We start from the raw sequence: 22,875 nt of genomic DNA on the forward strand, positions 1-22,875 counted from the left end.
ACTATCACAGTGCATTAATCTGTGAAAATCCGGGTAATACTATATGACTTGTAAAGTAATTCCTTTAGTATGTCAACGCCTCTTCATGATACGTGTCGAAACACGGATAATGTTCCAACGGACGAGGCTGACAGAAGTCTATGCCATCGAATATCGGATTGGGAGCAGCAGCCTGAGGCAGAATGAGATTGACCTTGGCATCCTCACCTTCGAGACGTACATCGAACTTTCCATTCTTATACGTATAATATAATGTACCACGGCCTATCTTGACCGAAGTCTGCAATTCAGTGATATCAGCCGGTAACTTGGGCTCGACAGTCACCGTACCACTCATCAGGTCGGGACGGATGCCGAGAAAGTACTGGTACCACACACGCAGTTGTTCGGAGTTGCTCCACGCTTGCAGGAAAGTACCCGAACGGCCTGCCCACGAGTGTCCTTCACGCGGATGGGCATCAGCGTTTTCGCTAAGACTGCCCACTGCACCTTCGTGTAAGGCTTGTCGGTTCATGTTTTGGAAGAGTTTCCAAGCTGTCTCCTGCTGACCATACTCTATCATGCGTTGCATGGCAATGCCGTTATTCCACAACCAGACGGTACCATTGTGATAAGCATCATCTTTATGGTAATAATGCCAGTTCTCGTGCTGCGGATGAAACTGAAGATCCCATTGCGCCAATGAAGCCACGCCCCACGGATAAACCAGTTCTTCCCACACACGACGGGTGACGCGTTGCTTGAAATCCTCGTCGGCTATCAGGTCGAAACAATAAAGCTGATTGGGACGGTATTGCAGGTCGGGAGTGCCGTCAGCATTCAGGTGGTCGTAGATAAGAAGGCTATCCTTGTTGCAATAATCAGCCTCGAAGTTGCGAGCCAGGCGAACGGCTGCTTCGTGCCAAGCTTCGGCATGAGGTGCATCATCCATCAGACGAGCCAAGTGAGTACCGGCCTCCAGCTGTTTGTACCACAAATACTGGATGTCGTTGGCACGATTGCCGCGAGGTGAACCAGGGATGCCATTACGTTTCACGTCCATCCACGTGTCGGCATCGGCATGCAGCAGGTAACCTTTCTCGTCCGTGTGATGGCGCAAGCTCTGGTCGATGCTGAGGACAACGGAAGGATAAATATCACGAAGGAAACTGCGGTCGCCCGAATAGCGAAGGAGTTCTTCAGCCTCGATGACGTAACGCGGCGTACCGTCGGCAGTATTGTAGAGAATCCCCTCCAGATTGGCGCGATTGGGGATGCGGCCGCAAGTCACTGAAGTAGTATCGTGATCCTGCAACTTGGCAAAATCCTTCAGAATATCTTTCGTTACTTCAAACTGACCCGTAACAAGTGTAGCACCCGGCATGGCGATAAACATATCGCGCCCCCAATATTCGTTGAACCATGGCAAACCTGCATAAATGCCCTTACCTTGCTGCTCGGTAATCAGTTCGTCCATGGTCAGGGTAATCCAGGCCAGCGCCTTGTCCAGTTCGGGCAAGTTGGTGTGCAGCGGATTGTTCTCAGTAACCAAGTCGTTCATGCGTGCCTTGCGCTGATCCAGCCATTCCGCACCTTCCTGCCGATAACCGGCGATGAGCGAGTCGCAATGTGCTTCTGTGCCATAAGCAATGAGGAAGCCTCCGGCAGATGCGGGTGCCTGCATACAGTTACCATTGAAGCTGATGCCAACGGGATTCAAAGGGACTACCTTCAATCGGTTATTCTCTGCCTCCTGTGGTGTGTAACACAATGCGTCAGTCTGTCGGTTGACATCCTTCAGCAGCGTTTCATTCAGTGTAATGCCGATGCTGTCGCCCTGCACCTTATCCACTGCAATACTGAGCAATTCCCGGTTGTCCACCATGGCCAGTGTTTCGATTGCAACAGGCCAACGACGTACCAATCGGTCGGGGTAAACACACACTTGCGATTTGCTTCTTAATAGAGGCTTGCCGTCCACTGTCAAAGCATAGTCTGAGAAAATACGGCGTTTAGCCTGATTCCATCCGGCATACCAATCGGTAGGCTCGTCCTGATGTGTACGTCCATACCAGTATCCCGCCTTCTTGTCGGTATACGAATATTCACGATTTGCTTCGGGAGCGACCTCCACGCCCAGTTCATCAACTGTCAGTGCAGGAATAGAAGGAGTTTTGTCTGCCGACCCGCATGACATCAGTACGGGCACGGCCAGCAAAGTAAGAAAACGATGTTTCATAGCTTTTGTTGATATAAGTTGTGTCTTTATTTTTCAGTTTGCAATATTAGGAAAAATATGGTAAATCTACAGCAACTTCGTACACAAACCGCTCTCAACCTGCCGGAAAACGTTTGCAGCAACGACGGGAAAAGGATTTTTTATCTTCTTTTCTACAAGGCTATTACGAAGAATATCGTATCTTTGTAATCAAGAAATAGATTAAAAAGGAGAACCAACGTATGAAAGCAACCATCTCAATGGAAAGCCTGTGGCAAACCATTCAGTCATTGTCACCAAAGAATAAAAAATGGCTGGCCGACAAACTGATTGAAGATCTTCAGATAGAAGAGGAAAGCATCGGCAAGGAAGAAATCCTGGCAGGAATTGATGCGGGGCTTAAGGAAGTCAAACAAACGCGAGAAGGAAAGTTGGAAGAAAAAACAGCAAGAGAGTTTCTGTATGAACTACAAGATATTAGTTAAGCCAACCTTCCAACGGGAAGCCAAACGGATGGCCAAACATTACCGTTCGTTTGCCAAAGACTATGAAACGCTGATTGAGGCTTTGGAACAAAATCCCCACCTTGGTACCGACCTCGGCGGTGGTCTGCGTAAGATACGCATGGCCATCACCTCGAAAGGACGAGGAAAAAGTGGCGGAGCGCGGGTCATCACATTTACCGTAATCGCCGCGGTCGATGAAACGGAAATCAACCTACTTTACATTTACGACAAGGCCGAACGCGAGAACATTTCCTCACACGAAATAGAAGAATTATTACGCAAAACGGGCTGGGGTAATCCCCGGCTCGTTTTCTTATGCCAACATTATTTACGTTTCCGCTGCGGACGTTCCTTCTTCATTTGCTCATAAGTTTTCTTCTGCTCGTCGGTAAGAAGAGAAGTCACTTCTTCTCCACTTCCTGCATAGCAGTCCGGCGCTCTTCGCGCGAAAGTTCCTTTTTAAAGAAGTCGGTGTAAAGGGCAGTGATTTGTTTCTCTTGCTCGTCGGTCAAATCCAACTTCTCGTCGAGGCTTTTCACTATTTGTTCAGGAGTACGTTTACGGTCATTACCGCCTTTGCGCTGAGCATCGGCACTCTGCACGCTCAGCATGGCCACAAGGGCCAAGAAAAGAATTTTCTTCATCTTTCTGTCATTTTTAAAAGGTTATCGAATAGTATATACAAAGCTCACCATCGCATACGGCTGCAGCACATTGCTGTTCACATAGTCGTAATAGTTACTGCCTGTGCGGTGAGTGAAGGCTTGATTCTGTTTCAGTACGTCGAAAGCTTCAATCCTGATTTCGGCTGCATTGTTCTTCAGGAACTTTTTGCCCAACGAGAGGTTCCACAGGAAATAGTCCTCCGTGCCTGTGTCAAGACCAGTATAGCCAATGTAGTTAAACGTGCTGCGGAAAGTCAGTCCCCAGAAGAAGGTCCAGCCCAACTTGGCGGCTGCTGTATGGGTCACATAGTCGCTGCCCGTGGCTGTATCCAGCGAACTGAACATCTTGTTGATGCCAGCCGAATAGGAAGCTGTAAAATCGAGATTCTTGCTGATGTTACTACCAATGATAATCTTAGGTATGAGGCTCAGCTCACGTGTCCGGCTCTCCACTCCGTCAAAAATAGTAGGAACGTTGGCATAGTTGGCCGAAAGACTGAGATTGACATTACTACGAATGAAATCTATAGGGAAACCATAAGTCAGCATAGACTGCAAGCTGTAGTAACCATCCAAGTTTACAGGACGGGTAAACTGCGAACCCTTATTAAGGGTCACCGTCGGCGAGAGGGCAATATCCTCTTTGGCCACAAAAGTACTGTCGGCCACGTAATCTTTCTGGATAGTAGCCCCTACCATGGCAATAAACGTATGTCCCGATTTGGTAGTACGGATGTAGCGCAGATTGGCCGTATGCGATATTTGCTGGTCAAGGTCAGGGTTACCGGCAGAAAGGAAAAGCGGATTGGAATTGTCTATCACATTCTGCAGGCTGGTGACCGAAGGAGCCGACGACTTGCTGCGATAACGCAATTGCAGTGAATTGGTACGGTCCAATGAATAACGCAAAGTGAACGACGGCAACACAGAAAAATAGTTGTGTGACAGCTCGTCGGGTTGTGGATAGACCAAATCGCCTGTCAGATCGGCCCATTGGGCATCGACACCCAGCATGGCATTGAACTGTCCCACGCGATAACGCAACCCTACACTTCCGGCTTGTGTCAGGTAGCCCGACTGATATTCGTTGGACAGACTCTCGTCCAACTGGTCATAGAGGTCGGTCACAGCCGAGCGTTCATAAGTCTTACGGTCGTTCTCCGAATCAGTATAACTCAACTTATATCCCAACTGAAGTTGCAGGTTATCGGTCAGCTTTTCCGTATAGCTAAGATTGGAGCGAAGACTGTACTGACGATTCAACGTCTGTTTCAGCTGACTATAATTATCTGTTGTCGACAATCCGTTTACACCATAAAGCGTATTGAGGTAATCGGTATAGGTATCACCATCGGTATTGCTCATCTTACCGCTAAGCATCAGCGAAAGGGTACGCCCTTCTTTCAGAAAACGGTGACGAAGATTGAGGTCAACGCCTATGTTGTAAGCATCTGTACTACCGTTCGCAGTTGTTTCGGTTTCGCTTTCGGCCGTACCGTCCAGCAAGTTTTTGCCTTGGAGCAGGCTGTAGCTGTCGTTATTCTGAAAACTCAGCGAAGGACGAATCTGCAAGGAAGTGCGGTCGCTGATCTGATAATCCAGCTTCAGATTGAATCGATGGTTCCAGTTCTCCATCTGGCTTTGTTGGTATTCACTGTAAGTCATACCCGGCAATACGGACTCAAAATATTCGCGGTCGGTCAGCTGCTGCGTCAGATTGTCCGACTGGTTAAAGAAATAACTACCGGTTATCTTCCATTTATCACTCCACTGGTCTACATAGTTCAAGCCGAGACCATTGGCCGAAGTTACGCCTCCTAAAGAGCCTACCATGAAGTTCGATGTAGAAGCACCTCCCGCACCACTGCCCGAGCGGCCTCCACCGCCACGGCCACCACGGCCTCCGCGACCGCTGGCTCCCGACGACATTACACCAGCCAAGTCCTCCTGCGAAAAGTTCTGTTGGTTGACATTATTAGTCATACCCAACACTGAAATACGACGGTCGTCATCGAAGAAGTTGATGTTACCGTTTACCTTGTAGCGATCGTCCGTACCATAACCGCCCGACACTTCACCAAAGGTGCCCTGACGGAAACCTCCTTTGGTAATGATATTGATAGTCTTCACCTCCTCGCCGTCGTCGAAGCCGGTAAACTCTGCCTGTTCGCTCTTCTTGTCGAACACCTCAATACTGGCAATAACGTCCGAGGGCAGATTCTTGATAGCCAGGTTTACATCACCATCAAAGAATTCCTTACCATCTACCAACACTTTCTGAACCTGTTCGCCCTGTGCCTGCACAGTACCGCCTTCGACTACAATACCCGGCATTTTGGCCAGCAAATCTTCGGCCGAACTTCCCTCCATCACCTGAAAAGCTTCGGCATTATACGTCAAACTGTCTCCACGTTGTTCGGCCCGTGTAGCACGTCCCTGAACAGATACTTCGCCCAGTAGCTGCGCATCCTCTTCGAGAACGATACGCAATGTATACGACTGTTGCTTATCCGTTATCCGTACTTTTTTCTCCATTGGCTTATAGCCTACATAACTTACACTAACTACATACTCGCCCACCGCCATGGCACGAAAAGAGAAAACTCCCTCACCGTCGGTCGAAGTATAAGTCTTGGCCGATGTGTCCGAAACAGGTGCAATACTCACAGTAGCAGCAGGTAAAGGCTCGCCAGCAGTACGGTCGGTCACAGTACCGCTTACCGTTGCTTCTCCCTGTGCCCTCAATGCAGCATTAAAAGCCATCAAAATCAAAAGTAAAAACAATCTCTTCATACCTTGTAAAGTCCGTTTATGTTTCAATTATCTGATGCAAAACTATGCAAAGCCTGGCTATCGTAAAATACCCCTACCCGTATGCAGTGGTGAACGACACGTATGAGATGGCGAACGACACAAAAAGACTTCCGTACAACAGGCGTCGGAAGAACAGTACAAGGCCTTTGTACTGACAGTTTAAAGGCAGTAGACTGACAGTTTAAAGCCAATAAACTATGAGTTTAAAGGCTATAAACTGGGAGTTTATTACCGATAAACAGAAAATAAACTGGGATTTATCCTTTATTTGTATCTTTGTTGGAAATAAAAAACAGAGAAAGAAACCTCAACCGCCATGAACAACAAATACTTACCATTGGGCATTGACCTGTTCTTCTGCCTCATTCTGTTGCCAGCCATGATCACGCTACTCCCCGTAGAGCGCTGGTTGGAGAACAACTCGACCTTCGTTGTCCTGCTCGTAGGATGGCTCTATACCGTCTACTTCCTGACACGCAAGGCCTGTGTGCCGATGCTCTTCCGCTCGCGACGCCAGCTGATCATTGCCTTGTGTCTTTTAGTCGGTACGGTATTGGTAACATGGCTCGTCACACAATATCAGATGGAATTTCCTTTTCGCGGCGACCATCCGCGTTCCGAGCGCATCAGACGTGTTACCAACCTCTCGAAAATCAGGCTACACCAGCAGGGAACATGGTTCCTCTATCTCGTAACTATCTGCTTCAGCATCGCTGTAGGGTTGCTCACGGAGCTTTACCGACAGATGAGCGAACGGCAAAGTGTAGAGTTCGAAAAGAAGAAAGCCGAACTGGCCCTCTACAAGGCACAGATCAATCCTCACTTTCTATTCAACACACTGAATACCCTCTATGGCCTCATGCTGGCACAATCGGAAAAAGCAGAGGCAGCTTTCGTACAGTTCATTCACCTGGTGAAATACATGTATACCCGTGCCACCCAAGACAAGGTCAGCATAGCAGAAGAAGCCCAATACATCGAACAGTACATCGAACTACAGAAAAACCGGTTGGACGAAAGTCGTACCCAAGTAGATTATACCTACGAAAACGACCATGCCTGCCCCAATGCACAGATAGCCCCTATGCTATTAATCACTTTCGTAGAAAACGCCTTGAAATACGGAACCTCGGCACATGAGAAAAGTCTGATTCGCATCCGCCTACAAGTAAAAGACAATACCCTCTGCTTCATAGCCGAAAACCCGATTGTAAATCCACGCCCAGCCGACAAAGCACACGGTATCGGCATTGCCAACTGCCGCAAGCGCCTGGAACTGCTCTACCCCTCGGCTCACAAACTGAACATCCAAGAACAGGATGGATGGTATAAAGTAGAACTGGAAATAAAATTGTCTGCATAAAAACTTTAAAAAGAAACAGCCATGAAGTGTATTGCCATCGACGACGAACCGGTAGCCCTCGGCATCATCCGGCAATTCTGCCAACGAAGCGGCGACATCGAACTTATCACCTTCACCGACCCTGTTGAAGGACTACAAAAGGTGAAAGACATGCATCCTGATCTTGTTTTTCTCGACATCGAGATGGGTGGTTTCAATGGCATTGACGTAGCGCGCCAGCTGCCCGCAGGTACCTTCCTGATATTTACAACAGCCTATGCCGAATTCGCAGTCGACGGTTTCGACCTCGATGCTGTTGACTTTCTGCACAAACCTTTTTCGTACAACCGTTTCGAACGGGCTGTGGAAAAAGTGAAACGTCTGCAAGAATTGCAACGCCTCCAAGCCAAACCTGTATTTGCCGATGAAGAAATCACGCTGAAAGTAGAATATAAAAATGTCAAAATACGGCTGGCGGACATTGAATACATCGAAGCCATGGACAACTACATACGGGTAATACTCACTTCAGACAAGCCGGTTCTGTCGCAAACCAGCATGAAAACAGTCATGGAGTTATTACCCGCCGAACGCTTCATGCGGATTCACAAATCATACATTGTTCCCTTACATAAAATAGCCAGTTACAACCGTCGCCAACTCACGCTGCATCACCGAAATGTCGAGTTGCCCATCGGACGAGTTTATGCTGACGAATTTATGAAACGAATGAACCTTTTACCAATAAAAGATGTTTTACATAAAAATCTCTAGTATCATGAATATTCTGCACAACCCCGAACAACGTCGTTTCACCCTGACTCAAAACGGTGAAACAGCCCATGTAGCTTATCTCATCGAAAACGGCGCACTCGACATACGCCACACCATCGTTCCCGCTCCCCTCGAAGGACAAGGCATCGCCTCGGCCCTTGTCAAGGCTGCCTACGACTATGCCCTGCAGCAGGGTTATGCCTGCGTAGCCACCTGCGCTTATGCTGTCCGCTGGTTGCAGCGCCATCCGGAGTACAACGGCACTCCCAGCCAGGAATACTGCGAAGGAAATGCATGCGCCCTATAGGCCCCTTTCTCTGTTTAAACAATAAAGCGGAAAGAAGCGCGTCGTGTAGTATCCACAAACGTGCTTCCTTCCGCTTCGTTTCTTTTTCCTGTCCAGATATTCAAAACAGGTCACCATACATCCTCAGCCGTCCGCGCAAAGCAGCAATCTCCTTTTGCATACTTTCCATACGTTCCAGTAAGTGATGGATGGCATCAATTCCTTCCATATTGATGGAAAGATCATAATACATACGGCTGTAACGCTCTACATCCGGCAGTTGCGAGAAAGCCAGACACGGCTTTCCTTCATCCAGCAAAATGTCTATCAGCCCATTCTCTTGCAACAGGTCGATAAAGGCAGGTTCTATGTGGCATTTGTCGCAATAATCGCTGACAATAATCAAATCGTTCTGCATAGTGATACATTTTTAGTTCATACTCTGAATTTTACGGAACATTTCTTTCTGCTGTTCAGTCAGGTTGGTTGGCAACACAACATGATAGGTCACAATCAGGTCGCCAGCCTCTCCGTCTTTCTTGTAGACAGGGAAACCTTTACCTTTCAGGCGCACCTTGGTACCATTTTGCGTACCCGGTTTCACTTTCAGCTTCACTTGTCCGTCCAAAGTACTCACCAACTGCTCGCCACCCAGCAAAGCCGTATACAGATCGGTATTGACATCCACATAAAGGTCATCGCCCAGCCGCTTGAACACCGGATCGTCAGGGATCACAAACGTGATATACAAGTCACCGGCAGGACCACCGTTCATACCCGGAGCTCCGTATCCTTTCAACTTGATGACCTGTCCGTTGGCTACACCGGCAGGTATGGTGATACGCACTTGTTTATCGCCCACGGTCAGCACCTGCTTGTGTGTCTGTGCAGCCTCACGCAAGGACAGCTCCAGTTCGGCCTGATAATCCTGTCCGCGGAAACCACCCCGGCTTCTGCTGCCGTGTCCCCGGTGCCCGAAGAGTTCTTCAAAGAAATCCGAGAAACCACCGGCATTGCTTCCGGTAAACTCCTGCCCGTCGGACGAATACCAATACGTACCGTTACCGTCCGTACCGAAGCCTCCCGAACCGAAGCCGCCAAACCCGGCGCCACCAGCCTGCTGGCGGGCACGCTTCTGCGCTTCGAACTCATCGGCATGTTTCCAGTGTTCACCATACTCATCGTACTTCTTTCGCTTTTCAGGATCACTCAGCACTTCGTTTGCCTCGTTGATGGCCTGAAACTTTTCCTTTGCTGTAGGGTCATTCGGGTTCAGGTCAGGATGAAATTTACGTGCCAGCTTACGGTACGCTTTCTTGATATCATCCTGCGATGCCGTCTTGTCCACCCCCAGTACTTGATAATAATCAATATATGCCATATTCTGTCTAATTTTATATTTCAAACTACACCATTCCTCCGCCTGACTCTTACGGACAGGCCAACAATCTCATGCGGATGCGTCAAACCAAGCCATGTCATCCATACCTGAAAGTACCAATATACAGCTACCCTTAATTTTGACACCCTTCTCAATAACAGCTCTTTGCTGTTGCAAGCAATTCGCGGATGTCCTCTTCCGTAGTATCGAACGAGGTCACCAGCCTGATTTCATCAGCCGCCTCATCCCAGAAGTAGAAGAAATACGACTGCAGCAGTTTATTGATCACCCGACGGGGCATGGTCAGGAACAACTGATTGCTTTCCACTTCCTGTGTGAACCGTACTTCGGGCAGCTCTTTCAATCCGTCGCGCAACAGCAATGCCATTTGGTTGGCATGACGGGCATTCTTCAGCCACAAGTCATCCTTCAGATAGGCTGTAAACTGACAGGAGAGATAACGCAGCTTCGATGCCAACTGTGCCGACTGCTTCCTGACAAATCGCGCTTCCTTCTTCAGGTCGGGATGGAAAATAATAACACTCTCGCCTATCATCAGTCCGTTCTTCGTACCTCCGAAACTGAGGATATCAATACCACAGTCCACCGTCAGTTCCTTAAACGTCAGCCCAAGTGCCGCACAGGCATTGGCCAGACGCGCACCGTCCATGTGTACATACATTCCATGTGCGTGTGCCAGCTCCGTAATGGCACGCAGTTCGTCGGGCTTGTATATCGTACCCAACTCCGTACACTGCGAAAGGTAAATGGCTCCCGGCTGAGAATGATGCTGTTCGCCGAAGTGGCACAGATAAGGCCGCAGGAGTTCGGGCGTCAGCTTCCCGTCCGGAGTCGCTATTGGCCTGATCTGACAACCCGTCATACGGGCAGGAGCACCACATTCATCCACGTAGATGTGGGCCGTCTCGGTACAGAGTATCAGGTTGTAAGGACGTGTACACAGTTGCAGGGCAACAGCATTGCTACCGGTACCGTTGAACACAAACAGGACTTCGCAATCGGGCGTAAAGGCTTCGCGTATCTTGCCTACGGCTTCTTCCGTCCAGGGATCATCACCGTAGCCCACCGCATGGTCTTTATTGGCACGGTTCAGGGCGTCCATCACCAGCGGATGCACACCTGAGTTGTTGTCTGATGCAAAACTTCTCATATTCTTATGCTTCATCATTAAAAAAGCCGCGGCATCTTTACAAGGCAAGACACCGCGGCTGCTTTTATACTAATTAATCAGGGGAAATCGGCTGATTACATCATGCCTCCCATGCCACCCATACCGGCGTTCATCGGCATTTCGGGTTTGTCTTCCTTCTTCTCTACGATTACACATTCGGTAGTCAGGAACATACCGGCAATAGAAGCGGCGTTTTCCAAAGCTACACGGGTAACCTTAGCCGGATCGACTACACCTGCGGCATGCAAGTTCTCGTAAACATCGGTACGTGCGTTGTAACCGAAGTCGCCTTTACCTTCACGAACCTTCTGAACAACTACAGCGCCTTCCTTACCAGCGTTGGCACAGATCTGACGGAGCGGTTCCTCGATGGCACGCTTGATGATGTGGATACCGGTTGTCTCGTCGGCATTGTCACCTTCCAGACCTTCCAGCGATTCCAATGCACGGATGTAAGCTACGCCACCACCCGGCACGATACCTTCTTCGATAGCAGCACGTGTGGCACGGAGTGCATCGTCTACACGGTCTTTCTTTTCCTTCATCTCAACTTCGGAAGCAGCACCTACGTAGAGTACAGCTACACCACCTGACAACTTGGCCAGACGTTCCTGCAACTTCTCACGGTCGTAATCGCTCTTCGTAGCGGCAATCTGAGCCTTGATCTGTTCGCAACGTTCCTTGATGTTTTCCTTGTCGCCGGCACCGTTTACGATGGTCGTATTGTCCTTCGTGATGGTAACCTTCTCGGCAGTACCCAACATTTCGATAGTAGCCTGTTCCAGTTTCAAGCCCTTTTCTTCGCTGATAACTACACCACCGGTCAGGATAGCAATGTCTTCCAGCATTTCCTTACGACGGTCGCCAAAGCCCGGAGCCTTCACGGCACAGATCTTCAACTGGCTGCGCAGACGGTTCACTACCAAGGTAGTCAGAGCTTCGCTGTCAACATCTTCGGCGATAACCAGCAACGGACGGCCAGTCTGTACGGCAGGTTCCAGAATAGGCAAGAAGTCTTTCAGGTTCGAAATCTTCTTATCGTAAATCAGGATGTAAGGTTTCTCCATCTCACATTCCATCTTTTCCGTATTCGTTACGAAGTAAGCTGACAAGTAGCCGCGATCGAACTGCATACCTTCTACCACACCGATCGTTGTATCCGTACCCTTAGCCTCTTCGATGGTGATGACACCGTCCTTCGAAACCTTACGCATGGCATCTGCAATCAGTTTACCGATAACGGGATCGTTGTTGGCAGATACGGTACCTACCTGTTCAATCTTGTCGTAGTTGTCACCAACCATTTCAGACTGAGCCTTGATAGATTCAACCACCTTAGCTACGGCCTTGTCGATACCGCGCTTGATGTCCATCGGGCTTGCACCGGCAGTAACGTTCTTCAAGCCTTCGGCTACAATGGCCTGAGCCAATACGGTAGCTGTTGTTGTACCGTCACCAGCGTCGTCGCCAGTCTTCGAAGCAACTTCCTTTACCAGTTGTGCACCGGTGTTCTGGTAAGCATCAGCCAATTCTACTTCCTTCGCTACAGTCACACCATCCTTTGTGATGTGGGGAGCACCAAATTTCTTCTCGATAATCACGTTACGTCCTTTCGGGCCCAGTGTTACCTTTACAGCGTTAGCCAGTGTGTCGATACCCTTCTTCAATTGGTCGCGGGCATCAATATTGAATAATATTTCTTTTGCCATGATTTCGTCTAATTAAAAATTGATAATTGAAAATTGATAATTTATCCCAGTACAGCGAGTACGTCGCTCTGACGCATGATCAGATATTTAGTACCGTCGAGTTCGATTTCAGTACCTGCGTATTTGCCGTAGAGAACATGGTCACCAGCTTTCAGTACCATCTCTTCGTCTTTCGTACCGTTACCGGCTGCAATCACTTCACCTTTCAGGGGTTTTTCTTTTGCTGTATCAGGAATGATGATACCGCCGATTGTCTTTTCTTCTGCAGGTGCAGGGAGTATCAGAACTCTGTCTGCCAATGGTTTAATGTTCATAGTTCTTTTCGTTTTTATATGTTTTACTTATTTTTTCTTGTTTCTGCCTACCTTGACGCAGGCGATAAACAATATACGAAAAGCGTGCCAAACGCCAACCGGCACAAATTGGCAGACCTTTCCTGCCAATTTGACGCTACACGAATCAAACCTATGCAATAATTTCAGATTTCAGCCCGTCAGGAAGATGCAGAAAATTACCTAACTGGGGAATATTTTTTCCCTAACTGGGAAAAAATAATTTCCTAACTGGGAAAAAAATATTCCCTAACTATGGAAAAATCCATCGTCAGGGAATCAATCAATTCGTTTCTCAAAGCCGTATTTCTTCGGCACAGTTTATCTTGTTCAAATGCTCCAGAATGCCTTCGTCGAACTGACCATGGCACTTCCCATGTACAAAAGAAACAAAATGGCCACAATAAACATTACTACCCCAATCAGCAGATTGTGCCTGTTCTCGTTTAGTTGAATGGAAAACATAATAACCTCCTCCATATTTATAAGTCCGATGCAAAAGTAACCCACGCCTGTTACATTGCTTTTACACCCTGATTACAAATATACAAAAAAGGGAGCAGAAACCCACTCCCTTTTAATAGTCTTTTATCTTTCTTATCGGTTAGTCACCCAATTCTGCCACCAGTTCATCAGGAGTCACCAGACGCTGTTCGCCGGTTTCCATATTTTTCAGGGTCACCTTGCCTTCGTTCATCTCGTTTTCGCCCACCAGTGCCACGAACGGAATACCTTTAGCGTTGGCGTAGCTCATCTGTTTCTTCATCTTGCTGCTGTCCGGGAAAATCTCGGCACGAATGCCTGCACCGCGTACCTGCGCCAGTACCTGCATGGAAAAGGCTGCTTCCTTTTCACCAAAGTTGATGAAGAGCAGTTGGGTGCCGTTCACGGCTTCCTTCGGGTAAAGATCCAACTGGTTGAGTACATCGAAGATGCGGTCGGCACCGAACGAAATACCCACACCGCTCACACCGGCCATGCCGAAGACACCTGTCAGGTTGTCATAGCGTCCGCCACCAGTGATGCTACCTATCTGCACGTCCAAGGCTTTCACCTCGAAGATAGCACCTGTATAATAGTTCAGTCCGCGTGCCAAGGTCAGATCAAGCTCTAATTCGTTTTTCAGTCCCAATCCCTTCAGGGTAGAAAGGATGAACTCGCTCTCTTCCACTCCCTTCAGTCCGGTTTCGCTGGCTGCCAATACCTGCTTCAGTGTAGCCAGTTTCTCTTCGTTCGATCCGCTCAGCAGAATGATAGGTTGCAGTTTGGCGATGGCCTCGTCGCCGATGCCTTTTTCACGCAGTTCGGCGTTCACGTTGTCCAAACCTATTTTGTCCAGCTTGTCGATGGCTACGGTGATGTCTACTATCTTGTCTGCCTCGCCGATAATTTCGGCAATACCGGTCAGAATCTTGCGGTTGTTGATTTTGATGCACACCCGTATACCGAAACGGCTGAACACCGTGTCAACAATCTGCATCAGTTCCACTTCGTTCAGCAACGAATCACTGCCCACCACGTCGGCATCGCACTGATAGAACTCGCGGTAACGTCCTTTCTGCGGACGGTCGGCACGCCATACGGGTTGAATCTGATAGCGTTTGAAAGGGAAAGTAATTTCGTCACGATGCATCACCACGTAGCGTGCAAAAGGCACCGTCAGGTCGTAGCGCAAGCCTTTCTCGCAGAATTTGCAGGCCAGCTTGGCGGCGTTGCGGCTCAGCAGTTCGTCATCGGTCAGGCCAGAGAAGTAGTCGCCCGAGTTCTGTATCTTGAACAGGAGCTTGTCGCCTTCCTCGCCATACTTGCCCATCAGCGTAGAAAGCATCTCCATAGCGGGTGTTTCTATCTGCTGGAAGCCATAGAGGTGATACACGTCGCGGATGGTGTTGAATATATAGTTACGTTTCGCCATTTCTACCGGCGAAAAGTCACGGGTTCCTTTCGGAATACAAGGTTTTGCTGCCATATTCGTATCAGTTACATTTATAATCAGGCGGCAAAGTTACAGTATTTTATCCGGAAAATCGGCATCTGCGGGCTAAATATTCCAACGGCTGTCAGCCAATCGGGCAAAATACTCCGTTCCATGCTTTCACAGGAATTACACCAGGGAACTGCAGGAGAAGAACATACCCACGCCCCATAAAGGTACAGACACATCTGAAAGTCATCCAATAATGTAACTGCTTAGGATCTCTACAAACCGATCCAACGGTAATTTCAGGAGGCTTCCTTGGGGAATATTTAGCTCTAACAAGCCGTTTGATATTGTGGCAAACATCCTGTTTTCACTAAGTAAACAAACCTCATTACTGTCTTTTTGCCTTATTGTTATCCGATCCTCGGCAGCCGCGTGAACATGTTTGGCCTGAAGATGTTCCTTGGCAGCATGGAGTGCCTCAACAAAATCGTTTAAGGATACCATGATTTTCCGGTCAGAAGTTGGATATATCTGTATTTCCAGATAACCATGTTCTTGATTTATTTCAGCGAACAACAACTTATGATAAACTTCTGCAACCAGATATTCCCTATCAGATGGACTTGCTATCCATATTTCATATTCATTTTTATACATATTATTAAACTCTAAAACGAACAACAAACTTACTTTCATCCACCTCAAACGTTCCCCTATGCAGGTAGTGTCCACATACATATACAACCAGCAACCGAATGATCAATCTGTGATAATCTGAGTAATCCGTGATGCATTTTTCAGCATTTCCCAAGTGAAGTTTCACCGTAACGCCCTGAAGATAAACCGTTTGTGGTGAAGGATAGATACGCGGACTACGCGAATGAGGGCGGACGAACGCGGATTTATCCATTATTTCGGCTTTCCACTGAATCAAGGTGAAACTTCATCTTTCACCATATTCTACTGATTTTCAGGCCTAAAATTACCGGTGAAAGCGTGAAGGCAATTCCCTGCATTCTGTTTTTATACGTGTATATCCACACAGTCAGAGGCGTCTGGTATCCATCTTTCACCCACTAAAGTCCTGCATGGCGGACGTAACTACCAACTTTGGCCACGCAACGTCGGTAATCAGCCGGCGTGATTTGAACAAAATGCCGCCGGGTTTTGTCTGAAAAGTCCACGAGTTTTACACACAAAGGCCTCGGGTTTTACTTGCAATTGCCACGGGTTTTGCCTGCAACTCCCACGAGTATTGCTTGCATGGCTCGCGAGCCGTGCAAGTGTTGCTCCCGAGCCACACAAGTGTCTCTCGCGAGCCGCACAAGCGTCGCTCAAAGTATCAGCAACGCAATGCAGGCACATGCCTCGGCATCGGCCAGAGCATGATGGTGCCGCGTCAGGTCGTAACCGCAACGAGCCGCCACGGTTTGCAACTGGTGATTGGGAAGTTCCTTACCGAACACGCGGCGCGAAGCGCGGCAAGTGCAGTGAAATGTATAGCCGGGATAGTCCATGCCATATGCCTGGAAAACGGCTTTCAGGCAACCTTCGTCGAAAGGACTGTTGTGCGCCACCAAAGGCAAGTCGCCGATAAGCGGCGCAGCCTCCTTCCACACGTCGGGAAAAGGAGCGGCAGCGGCGGTGTCTTCCCGCGTCAGGCCGTGCACCTGCGTATTCCAATAGCTGTAGAAATTGGGGTAAGGACGGATCAGACGGTAGAAGCGGTCGGTCACCCGCCCGTCGCGGACAACAACCAGTCCCACACTACACACGCTGGAACGGTTGCCGTTGGCCGTCTCGAAATCGATGGCTGCGAAATCTTTCATCGGAATTTATATCAATCTTTTAAGGGAAATATCCACGTGACTCATCCTATGCTTCTGTCACCCGTTGACACTCAACACGAAACCCAAGTCCGGCTCACCTTCCGTGAATAGACAGGGAATCTGAAAATCGATGAAGCCAAACTTGGGTTGCATGCTGCGAGGCGTTGCGGATTACTCGTCGCGACGGCCTCCCATGAATAGCATAATGTAGTAAAACAGCGTTGCCAACGAGCCCAAAGCTGCCACCACATAAGTGTAAGCGGCGGAACGGAGAGCGTCTTCGGCCTTACTGTGATTGTAGGCATTGGTAATGCCACTGGCACTGAGCCATACCAAAGCACGCTTGCTGGCATTGATCTCGACCGGCAAGGTGATGAAGCTGAACAGCGTAGTAGTGGCAAAAAGAATGATGCCGATCAGCAGCAATTCCGGAAAAGAATTGATCATCAGAATACCTGCCAATATCACCCACGTCATGATGCTGGAAGCAAACGAAACTACCGGCACCAACTTGCTGCGCATGGTAAGCGGCGCATAGGCACGGGCGTGCTGCAAGGCATGACCGCACTCGTGGGCAGCCACGGCGGCAGCCATGATGCTGTTGCTGCTATATACGCTTTCACTCAGGTTCACGGTTTTGTTGGCCGGATTGTAGTGGTCGGTCAGATGTCCCGGTGTATGAGTCACCTGCACGTCGTAGATGCCGTTGTCGTTGAGCATCTTACGCGCTACATCGGCTCCGGTCATGCCGTTGTTAGTCGGTATCTGCGAATACTTTTTGAACTTGCTTTGCAGGTTCATCTGCACAATCCAGCTCACCACGGCTACGCCGATAAATATAATCCATTGCATTCCTATCATTCCTGTTCCCATACTGTTTTCTTTACTTTAAATTAATAATCCAAATTTGTCTTTTCAAATATCAGAACAAATTGTTTGCCAAATATAACGTAAGATTGGCAGGATACCACAAGAATTAACACAGATTATAGATTTTCCTCACACGCTTTCTTGTAAAAAGCTACGAAGACACAAAGAAAAAGAAAACACTCCCGCATGACAGACAGCCATACAGACAAAAAACAAATGTACAGCAAACAAAGTCACAATAAACTGTAAAACAATACATTGCAAAGAAAACATGTACATCATCTTTCTCCGTTTTTTTCCTCGCAAGGCATTATCTTTACCAGCCCGAAACAAACGGGGCAGAGACAAAGAACTATCCGAACGAATTTATGACATTGAAAATTATCCTAACCGCCATCTTATTGCAGCTTGTCTTCCTCCAGCTCAAAGCAGATACCAGAACATGTAATGTACATGACACGACTGACAGCATCGCCATTCCACAACCCGGCAAAAGCAACGGAGCCTTCGCCCGAAACTTCTCGTACATGGGCATTCCTCTAATCGTGTCGGGCATCATCGTGAAGGAACAGAACACACATTTCCGTACCCTACGCAACCGGTTCGAGCCCAACTTCCACAAACGCTACGATGACTATACGCAATACGTGCCACTGGCTGCCACTTGGGGACTGAAGCTGGCCGGCATAGAAGGGCGCAGTTCGTGGAAAGAACTGGCGGTAAGCAATATGCTTTCAGCCGCTTTGATGGCCGGAACGGTCAACACCTTGAAATATACCGTCAAAGAAAGAAGGCCAGACAACTCAACCCGTAACTCTTTCCCTTCGGGACACACGGCCACTGCCTTTATGTGCGCCACCATCCTGCACAAAGAGTACGGCATGAAGAGCCCCTGGTACAGCATCGGCGGCTACACGCTGGCCGGGCTGACCGGCATCACCCGACAGCTGAACAACCGCCACTGGATAGGCGACGTGCTGGTAGGAGCAGGAATCGGAATGATTGCGACCGATCTGGGGTATTTCTTCAGCGACCTGATATTCAAGCCTCAGCACATTGCCCGCAATGCAGCGGCAGATTTCGGACGGTACGATCCGCCCTCCTTCCTCGCCTTCAACATGGGGGTAGCCACTGGACCGTCTCACCTGAAAACCGCCGAACTGTACGACACAGAAATGGGAACACCACTGGGCATGAAGCTGCACATCGGTGCCAGTACGGTGGTCAGCGCTGAAGGAGCCTACTTCCTGAATACCTACATCGGCATAGGCGGACGACTGAAAGTATCGACTACTCCGCTTATAGCGGAAATCCCTGCCGAGAACATGAAACGTTTCGACATGGACAACGACCGGCAGGAAGGTGCACCGGTAAACATGTTTCTGCTGAACGGTCTGGAATCGGACCACCTGGGCATGTTCGACGTGGACTTAGGCCTCTACCTCTCCTACCCTCTCAGTCCACAGTTCCAGATCGGTACCAAACTGCTGGCAGGACGAAGGCTGACCGCCAACTTCGACCTGCAATCGGTGTGCCGCATCAATCCGCAGATATTCGACCGCACACGGGTGGACGAAGCGACCTACAACCGGTTCTACAAAGAAGACGTAGATTACTACATGCAGCAGGAAGGTCTGTCGCGACAGGAACTGCTGAATGAAGAGTTTGTGGACGACGATTTCCTGAAAATAAGAAGAAGCAGTTCCTTCAAGATAGGAACAGGACTTTGGCTGACCTACCGCTACAAGAAAGATGCAGCTCTGCGCCTGTTTGCCGACTATGACTATGCCGCTCCCCGCCTGACATACGACCTGAAAAACTCGTGGACGGACGACGAAGGAAACAGAGACGTACAATCGTACACGCGGCGCACCAGCATGCATAACATCACACTGGGCGCCGCCATTGCATTTGTTTTCTGAGTCATCGGCTTCGGTTCACTAGCCGAGCACCAATTCAACCACCTTGTCGGTTTCGGTCGGCACTTCATCAAGCAACAGGGTGATGCCACCTTCCACCCGCTTGAACTTCAGCGATTGACGGGTAACGAAGTCGAGCGCCTGTTTCACCTGCTTGCCTTCCAGCGGCAGGAAGAGTGCTTTGTCAGGTAGGTTCAGGATGTGTACAAACAGGCGGTTCCCCTTTTGTGTCGTCACTCCCCAGTCGTGCGGAGCAATGCATCCGCCACGCGTGCCGTAAATGGTTTCGCCATAAGTCTGCATCCATTCGCCAACCTCCTTCAGGCGTTGTACAGCCACTTCGGGCAGACAGCCGTCGGGCTGAGGGCCGATGTTCATCAGCAAGTTGGCATCCTTGCCTGCCGCCTTCACCAAGTAGTGAATCAAAGTCTTAACCGACTTGTAGTTCTGGTCGGTAATCTTATATCCCCACATGCCGTTCATGGTTTCGCACGTCTCCAGCGGCAAGCTGCTGACGTCCTGTCCCGAAAGTCCAGCCTTGTTTTCGCCCGGCAGATCGCGCTCGAAAATCTGGATATCTTCACCCTCGAAAGGCACCTGATGGTGGTTGTTGCCTACAAGGCAGGCAGGCTGCAACTTGTGGATAAGCTCATACTGTCCGGGAAGCTGCCAGTCGAAGTCGGGATTCTGATCCTGATCCCACCAACCATCAAACCAGATAGCTCCTATCGGGCCGTAGTTGGTTAGCAGTTCGGTGAGCTGGTTGTTCATAAACTGATAATAGGTAGGCCAGTTGCCTTTGGCGTCGGGGCGTCCTGTCCCGCGGCCGGTACGGCCCCATGGGTAATCTTCGCGATACCAGTCGAGGTGCGAATAATACAGGTGCAGACGGATGCCCTGCTTGTGGCACTCGTCGGCCAGTTCCTTCAGAATGTCACGCTTGAAGGGAGTGGCATCGACTACGTTATAATCAGAGTACTGGGTATGAAACATGGAGAATCCTTCGTGATGACGGCTGGTGAAGCAGATATACTTGGCACCCGAAGCCTTGATGGCTGCCACCCATTCGGCTGCATTGAAGCGGGATGGGTAGAAACCTCCCGCCAGCTTGGCATACTCCTTATAGTTCAGGTTGTTGTTGGTCATGGTCCACTCGCCCGTAGCCAGCATGGCATACAGGCCCCAGTGCAGGAAAATGCCGAAACGGGCATCGCGAAACTCCTGACGCGATTTCAGATTCTCCTCAGTAGGAACATAATGCTGTGCACGCAGAGGCAGCGACAAGCCGGCCAACAACAGCAGGGAAGCAAGAAAATGTGTTTTCATAAATCACCATTGTTTTTTGTAAAAGCTACCTCAGTACCCGTCAATAAGTAAGCTATATTCAGGTCCCGATGTAACCTTATAGTTATATACTATATTATATATAATGTATCCCATGCCAGCAGAACAGACAACCGTTCTGCCACCACGGGCGTACAACATACAAAGTTAATGAAATCGATGAAAACCGCGAATAAAAACAGCGAATAATGCCGTTTTTACCACAACTTATGAACCTGCTCCTTGATATATTCATCGTATACCTCACGCACCACCTTCATCTCTTCGTCAGTAAATGCAGGAAGGGCAGAAGCGGCTGCATTGGCTGCAATCTGGGCAGGTGTGCTGGCTCCGGGAATCACCGTGCTGACAGCATCGTACATCAGAATGTAGCGTAAGGCAGCCAAAGCCAGGTTGTCTGTATTCAACCGTTCTTTGATCACTTGTGCCGCCTTTACGCCGGTAGCATAATCGACACCGGAAAAGGTTTCGCCTTTATCGAAAAATTCTCCGTTACGGTTGTACGAACGGTGGTCGTCTTTACCGAAGGTAGTTTCCAGCGTATATTTTCCCGAAAGCAACCCGCTTGCCAAAGGCACCCGGACAATAACCCCCACATTCTGCTGCTTGGCTTTAGCGAACAGTTCATCAGCCGGACGCAAACGGAACATGTTGAATATGATTTCTATGGCCGAGATGTCGTGGTTCATTGCCTCCAGAGCCTCATCGATACGTTCCACGCTTACTCCATAATGCAGAATACAACCCTCCCGCTTCAACGCATCGAGCGTATCGAACACTTCCTGCTTGGAGTAGACCTCCGAAGGCGGACAGTGCAGAAGTACCATGTCGAGACAATCCCGTTGCATATTCTGCAAGGAGTTGAAAACAAACCGACGGAGGTTTTCGGCATTATAGCCTTCCGCATTATGAGGATTAAGTCCCCGACCACATTTCGTCACCACGTAAATGCGCTCGCTACGTCCTTTCAAGAACTCGCCAATAGTTTTTTCGCTCAATCCGCCCTGATAAATATCGGCTGTATCGAAGAAATTGATGCCTTGCTCACATGCTGCTTCAAGCGTTTTGAAGGCTACTTCTTTATCGAAAGGATCGCCCCACTTCGAACCCAGCTGCCATGTGCCAAGTGAAACCTCGCTGATACGAAAGCCGGTTTTCCCTAAAATTCTGTAATTCATAATGTCAGTCCTTTTTTATAATTATACCAGTAAACAATAATAGTATATCCATATCTGCAATTATAAGCACAAAGATAGTATACGACATTGAATTAATAAATACATGAGAAATTATACATATACCGATAAATTAACTGGTATACTGACTTACAACAGAATATAATTCATACATTTGCGCATAAAACAAAAATAAACCATGTACAAAAGAAAAAATCCTTTGGATCTGTCGTGCGGCATCCGCATCACCATGTGTGTGATAAGCTCAAAATGGAAACCTTGCATCATCGATGCCTTGCGCGAGGGGCCTAAACGTCCCAGCCAGCTTCATCGGGAAATACCGGAAGCCATCAACCGCGTACTGGACCAGAACCTCCGCGAGTTGGAAGAAGACCAGATCATAGCCAAGACTATTTATCCGGAACTGCCACCCCACAGCGAATACCATCTGACAGAACTGGGTAAAAGCCTGCTGCCCATCATCGACATAATGGACGACTGGGGAGAAGAACACCGCCACATCTACGAAGCCCTGAAACTGTAAACGGCTACGTACTGCCCCAGCCGGTAATACCCCGGAAAACTTCTCACTCGTGCTCAATAAAAAAGAAGAGAG

20 protein-coding genes and 1 pseudogene are annotated in these 22,875 nt (G+C 48.9%); 7 read left to right on the plus strand and 14 right to left on the minus strand.

From position 1 onward, the window contains the following. Positions 1-64 precede the first annotated feature (64 nt). A complete protein-coding gene (locus Q3C19_RS12455; RefSeq protein WP_302729693.1) occupies positions 65-2,218 on the minus strand; it encodes an amylo-alpha-1,6-glucosidase in 2,154 nt (717 codons plus the stop codon). A 221-nt stretch (positions 2,219-2,439) separates the two neighbouring features. Here Q3C19_RS12455 and Q3C19_RS12460 point away from each other — a divergent pair, with 221 nt between their 5' ends. Both Q3C19_RS12460 and Q3C19_RS12465 read left to right on the plus strand, forming a co-directional pair. After that, positions 2,440-2,682 (plus strand): surface protein, encoded by a 243-nt coding sequence (locus Q3C19_RS12460; protein ID WP_277120598.1) that lies wholly within the window; start codon positions 2,440-2,442, stop codon positions 2,680-2,682. After that, positions 2,660-2,986 (plus strand): annotated as a pseudogene (locus Q3C19_RS12465) (type II toxin-antitoxin system RelE/ParE family toxin); the annotation flags it as partial. The gene Q3C19_RS12460 and the pseudogene Q3C19_RS12465, both read left to right, overlap by 23 nt. A gap of 118 nt (positions 2,987-3,104) precedes the next feature. Here the strand turns inward: Q3C19_RS12465 and Q3C19_RS12470 are convergent. Both Q3C19_RS12470 and Q3C19_RS12475 read right to left on the minus strand, forming a co-directional pair. Next, positions 3,105-3,347: a hypothetical protein gene (locus Q3C19_RS12470; protein WP_302729696.1), complete on the minus strand. Its 243-nt coding sequence runs from the start codon at positions 3,345-3,347 to the stop codon at positions 3,105-3,107. 21 nt (positions 3,348-3,368) lie between these two features. Then, positions 3,369-6,161, minus strand: coding sequence for a TonB-dependent receptor (locus Q3C19_RS12475; RefSeq protein ID WP_302729698.1), 2,793 nt, complete (start codon positions 6,159-6,161; stop codon positions 3,369-3,371). Between the two features lie 337 nt (positions 6,162-6,498). Between Q3C19_RS12475 and Q3C19_RS12480 the strand changes: the two genes are divergently transcribed. Genes Q3C19_RS12480 through Q3C19_RS12490 form a run of 3 tightly spaced genes read left to right on the plus strand, consistent with a single transcriptional unit; the run spans position 6,499 to position 8,605 of the window. After that, positions 6,499-7,545, plus strand: coding sequence for a sensor histidine kinase (locus tag Q3C19_RS12480; RefSeq protein WP_302729700.1), 1,047 nt, complete (start codon positions 6,499-6,501; stop codon positions 7,543-7,545). A gap of 21 nt (positions 7,546-7,566) precedes the next feature. Then, positions 7,567-8,298, plus strand: a complete 732-nt coding sequence (locus Q3C19_RS12485; RefSeq protein ID WP_302729702.1) for a LytTR family DNA-binding domain-containing protein — start codon at positions 7,567-7,569, stop codon at positions 8,296-8,298. A gap of 4 nt (positions 8,299-8,302) precedes the next feature. Then, positions 8,303-8,605 carry a GNAT family N-acetyltransferase gene (locus tag Q3C19_RS12490; RefSeq protein ID WP_071148985.1) on the plus strand — a complete coding sequence of 101 codons (303 nt, stop codon included), beginning with the start codon at positions 8,303-8,305 and terminating at the stop codon, positions 8,603-8,605. Positions 8,606-8,705: 100 nt separating this feature from the next. On the opposite strand, the gene Q3C19_RS12495 is transcribed toward Q3C19_RS12490, so the two are convergent. The 9 genes from Q3C19_RS12495 to Q3C19_RS12535 form a co-directional block, all read right to left on the minus strand. After that, positions 8,706-9,002, minus strand: coding sequence for a chaperone modulator CbpM (locus tag Q3C19_RS12495; protein ID WP_022164009.1), 297 nt, complete (start codon positions 9,000-9,002; stop codon positions 8,706-8,708). 12 nt (positions 9,003-9,014) lie between these two features. Continuing rightward, a complete protein-coding gene (locus Q3C19_RS12500) occupies positions 9,015-9,965 on the minus strand; it encodes a DnaJ C-terminal domain-containing protein (RefSeq protein WP_071148983.1) in 951 nt (316 codons plus the stop codon). Positions 9,966-10,116: 151 nt separating this feature from the next. After that, positions 10,117-11,136, minus strand: coding sequence for a low specificity L-threonine aldolase (locus Q3C19_RS12505; RefSeq protein WP_302729705.1), 1,020 nt, complete (start codon positions 11,134-11,136; stop codon positions 10,117-10,119). A gap of 95 nt (positions 11,137-11,231) precedes the next feature. Then, positions 11,232-12,866 carry a chaperonin GroEL gene (gene groL, locus Q3C19_RS12510; protein ID WP_071148982.1) on the minus strand — a complete coding sequence of 545 codons (1,635 nt, stop codon included), beginning with the start codon at positions 12,864-12,866 and terminating at the stop codon, positions 11,232-11,234. A gap of 41 nt (positions 12,867-12,907) precedes the next feature. Continuing rightward, positions 12,908-13,180 carry a co-chaperone GroES gene (locus Q3C19_RS12515; RefSeq protein WP_021847043.1) on the minus strand — a complete coding sequence of 91 codons (273 nt, stop codon included), beginning with the start codon at positions 13,178-13,180 and terminating at the stop codon, positions 12,908-12,910. Positions 13,181-13,802: 622 nt separating this feature from the next. Continuing rightward, a complete protein-coding gene (hisS, locus tag Q3C19_RS12520; protein WP_287642297.1) occupies positions 13,803-15,167 on the minus strand; it encodes a histidine--tRNA ligase in 1,365 nt (454 codons plus the stop codon). A 201-nt stretch (positions 15,168-15,368) separates the two neighbouring features. Continuing rightward, positions 15,369-15,818, minus strand: a complete 450-nt coding sequence (locus tag Q3C19_RS12525; protein WP_302729710.1) for a hypothetical protein — start codon at positions 15,816-15,818, stop codon at positions 15,369-15,371. A 638-nt stretch (positions 15,819-16,456) separates the two neighbouring features. Then, positions 16,457-16,951: a 3'-5' exonuclease gene (locus tag Q3C19_RS12530; protein WP_302729712.1), complete on the minus strand. Its 495-nt coding sequence runs from the start codon at positions 16,949-16,951 to the stop codon at positions 16,457-16,459. Between the two features lie 171 nt (positions 16,952-17,122). Then, entirely contained in the window at positions 17,123-17,824 is a 702-nt protein-coding gene (locus Q3C19_RS12535) for a zinc metallopeptidase (protein WP_302729714.1), read from the minus strand. Positions 17,825-18,189: 365 nt separating this feature from the next. Here Q3C19_RS12535 and Q3C19_RS12540 point away from each other — a divergent pair, with 365 nt between their 5' ends. After that, positions 18,190-19,743 carry a phosphatase PAP2 family protein gene (locus Q3C19_RS12540; RefSeq protein WP_302729716.1) on the plus strand — a complete coding sequence of 518 codons (1,554 nt, stop codon included), beginning with the start codon at positions 18,190-18,192 and terminating at the stop codon, positions 19,741-19,743. 18 nt (positions 19,744-19,761) lie between these two features. On the opposite strand, the gene Q3C19_RS12545 is transcribed toward Q3C19_RS12540, so the two are convergent. Together Q3C19_RS12545 and Q3C19_RS12550 are read right to left on the minus strand one after the other, a co-directional pair. Then, entirely contained in the window at positions 19,762-21,066 is a 1,305-nt protein-coding gene (locus Q3C19_RS12545; protein ID WP_277122720.1) for an alpha-L-fucosidase, read from the minus strand. A 215-nt stretch (positions 21,067-21,281) separates the two neighbouring features. After that, positions 21,282-22,262, minus strand: a complete 981-nt coding sequence (locus Q3C19_RS12550; RefSeq protein WP_302729718.1) for an aldo/keto reductase — start codon at positions 22,260-22,262, stop codon at positions 21,282-21,284. Between the two features lie 196 nt (positions 22,263-22,458). Between Q3C19_RS12550 and Q3C19_RS12555 the strand changes: the two genes are divergently transcribed. After that, positions 22,459-22,803 carry a helix-turn-helix domain-containing protein gene (locus Q3C19_RS12555; protein ID WP_022162163.1) on the plus strand — a complete coding sequence of 115 codons (345 nt, stop codon included), beginning with the start codon at positions 22,459-22,461 and terminating at the stop codon, positions 22,801-22,803. The last annotated feature ends 72 nt before the right edge of the window (positions 22,804-22,875 follow it).

Origin of the sequence: Bacteroides sp. ET489 (assembly GCF_030518095.1) — a bacterium.
GTDB classification, from domain to species: Bacteria; Bacteroidota; Bacteroidia; order Bacteroidales; family Bacteroidaceae; genus Bacteroides; species Bacteroides ndongoniae.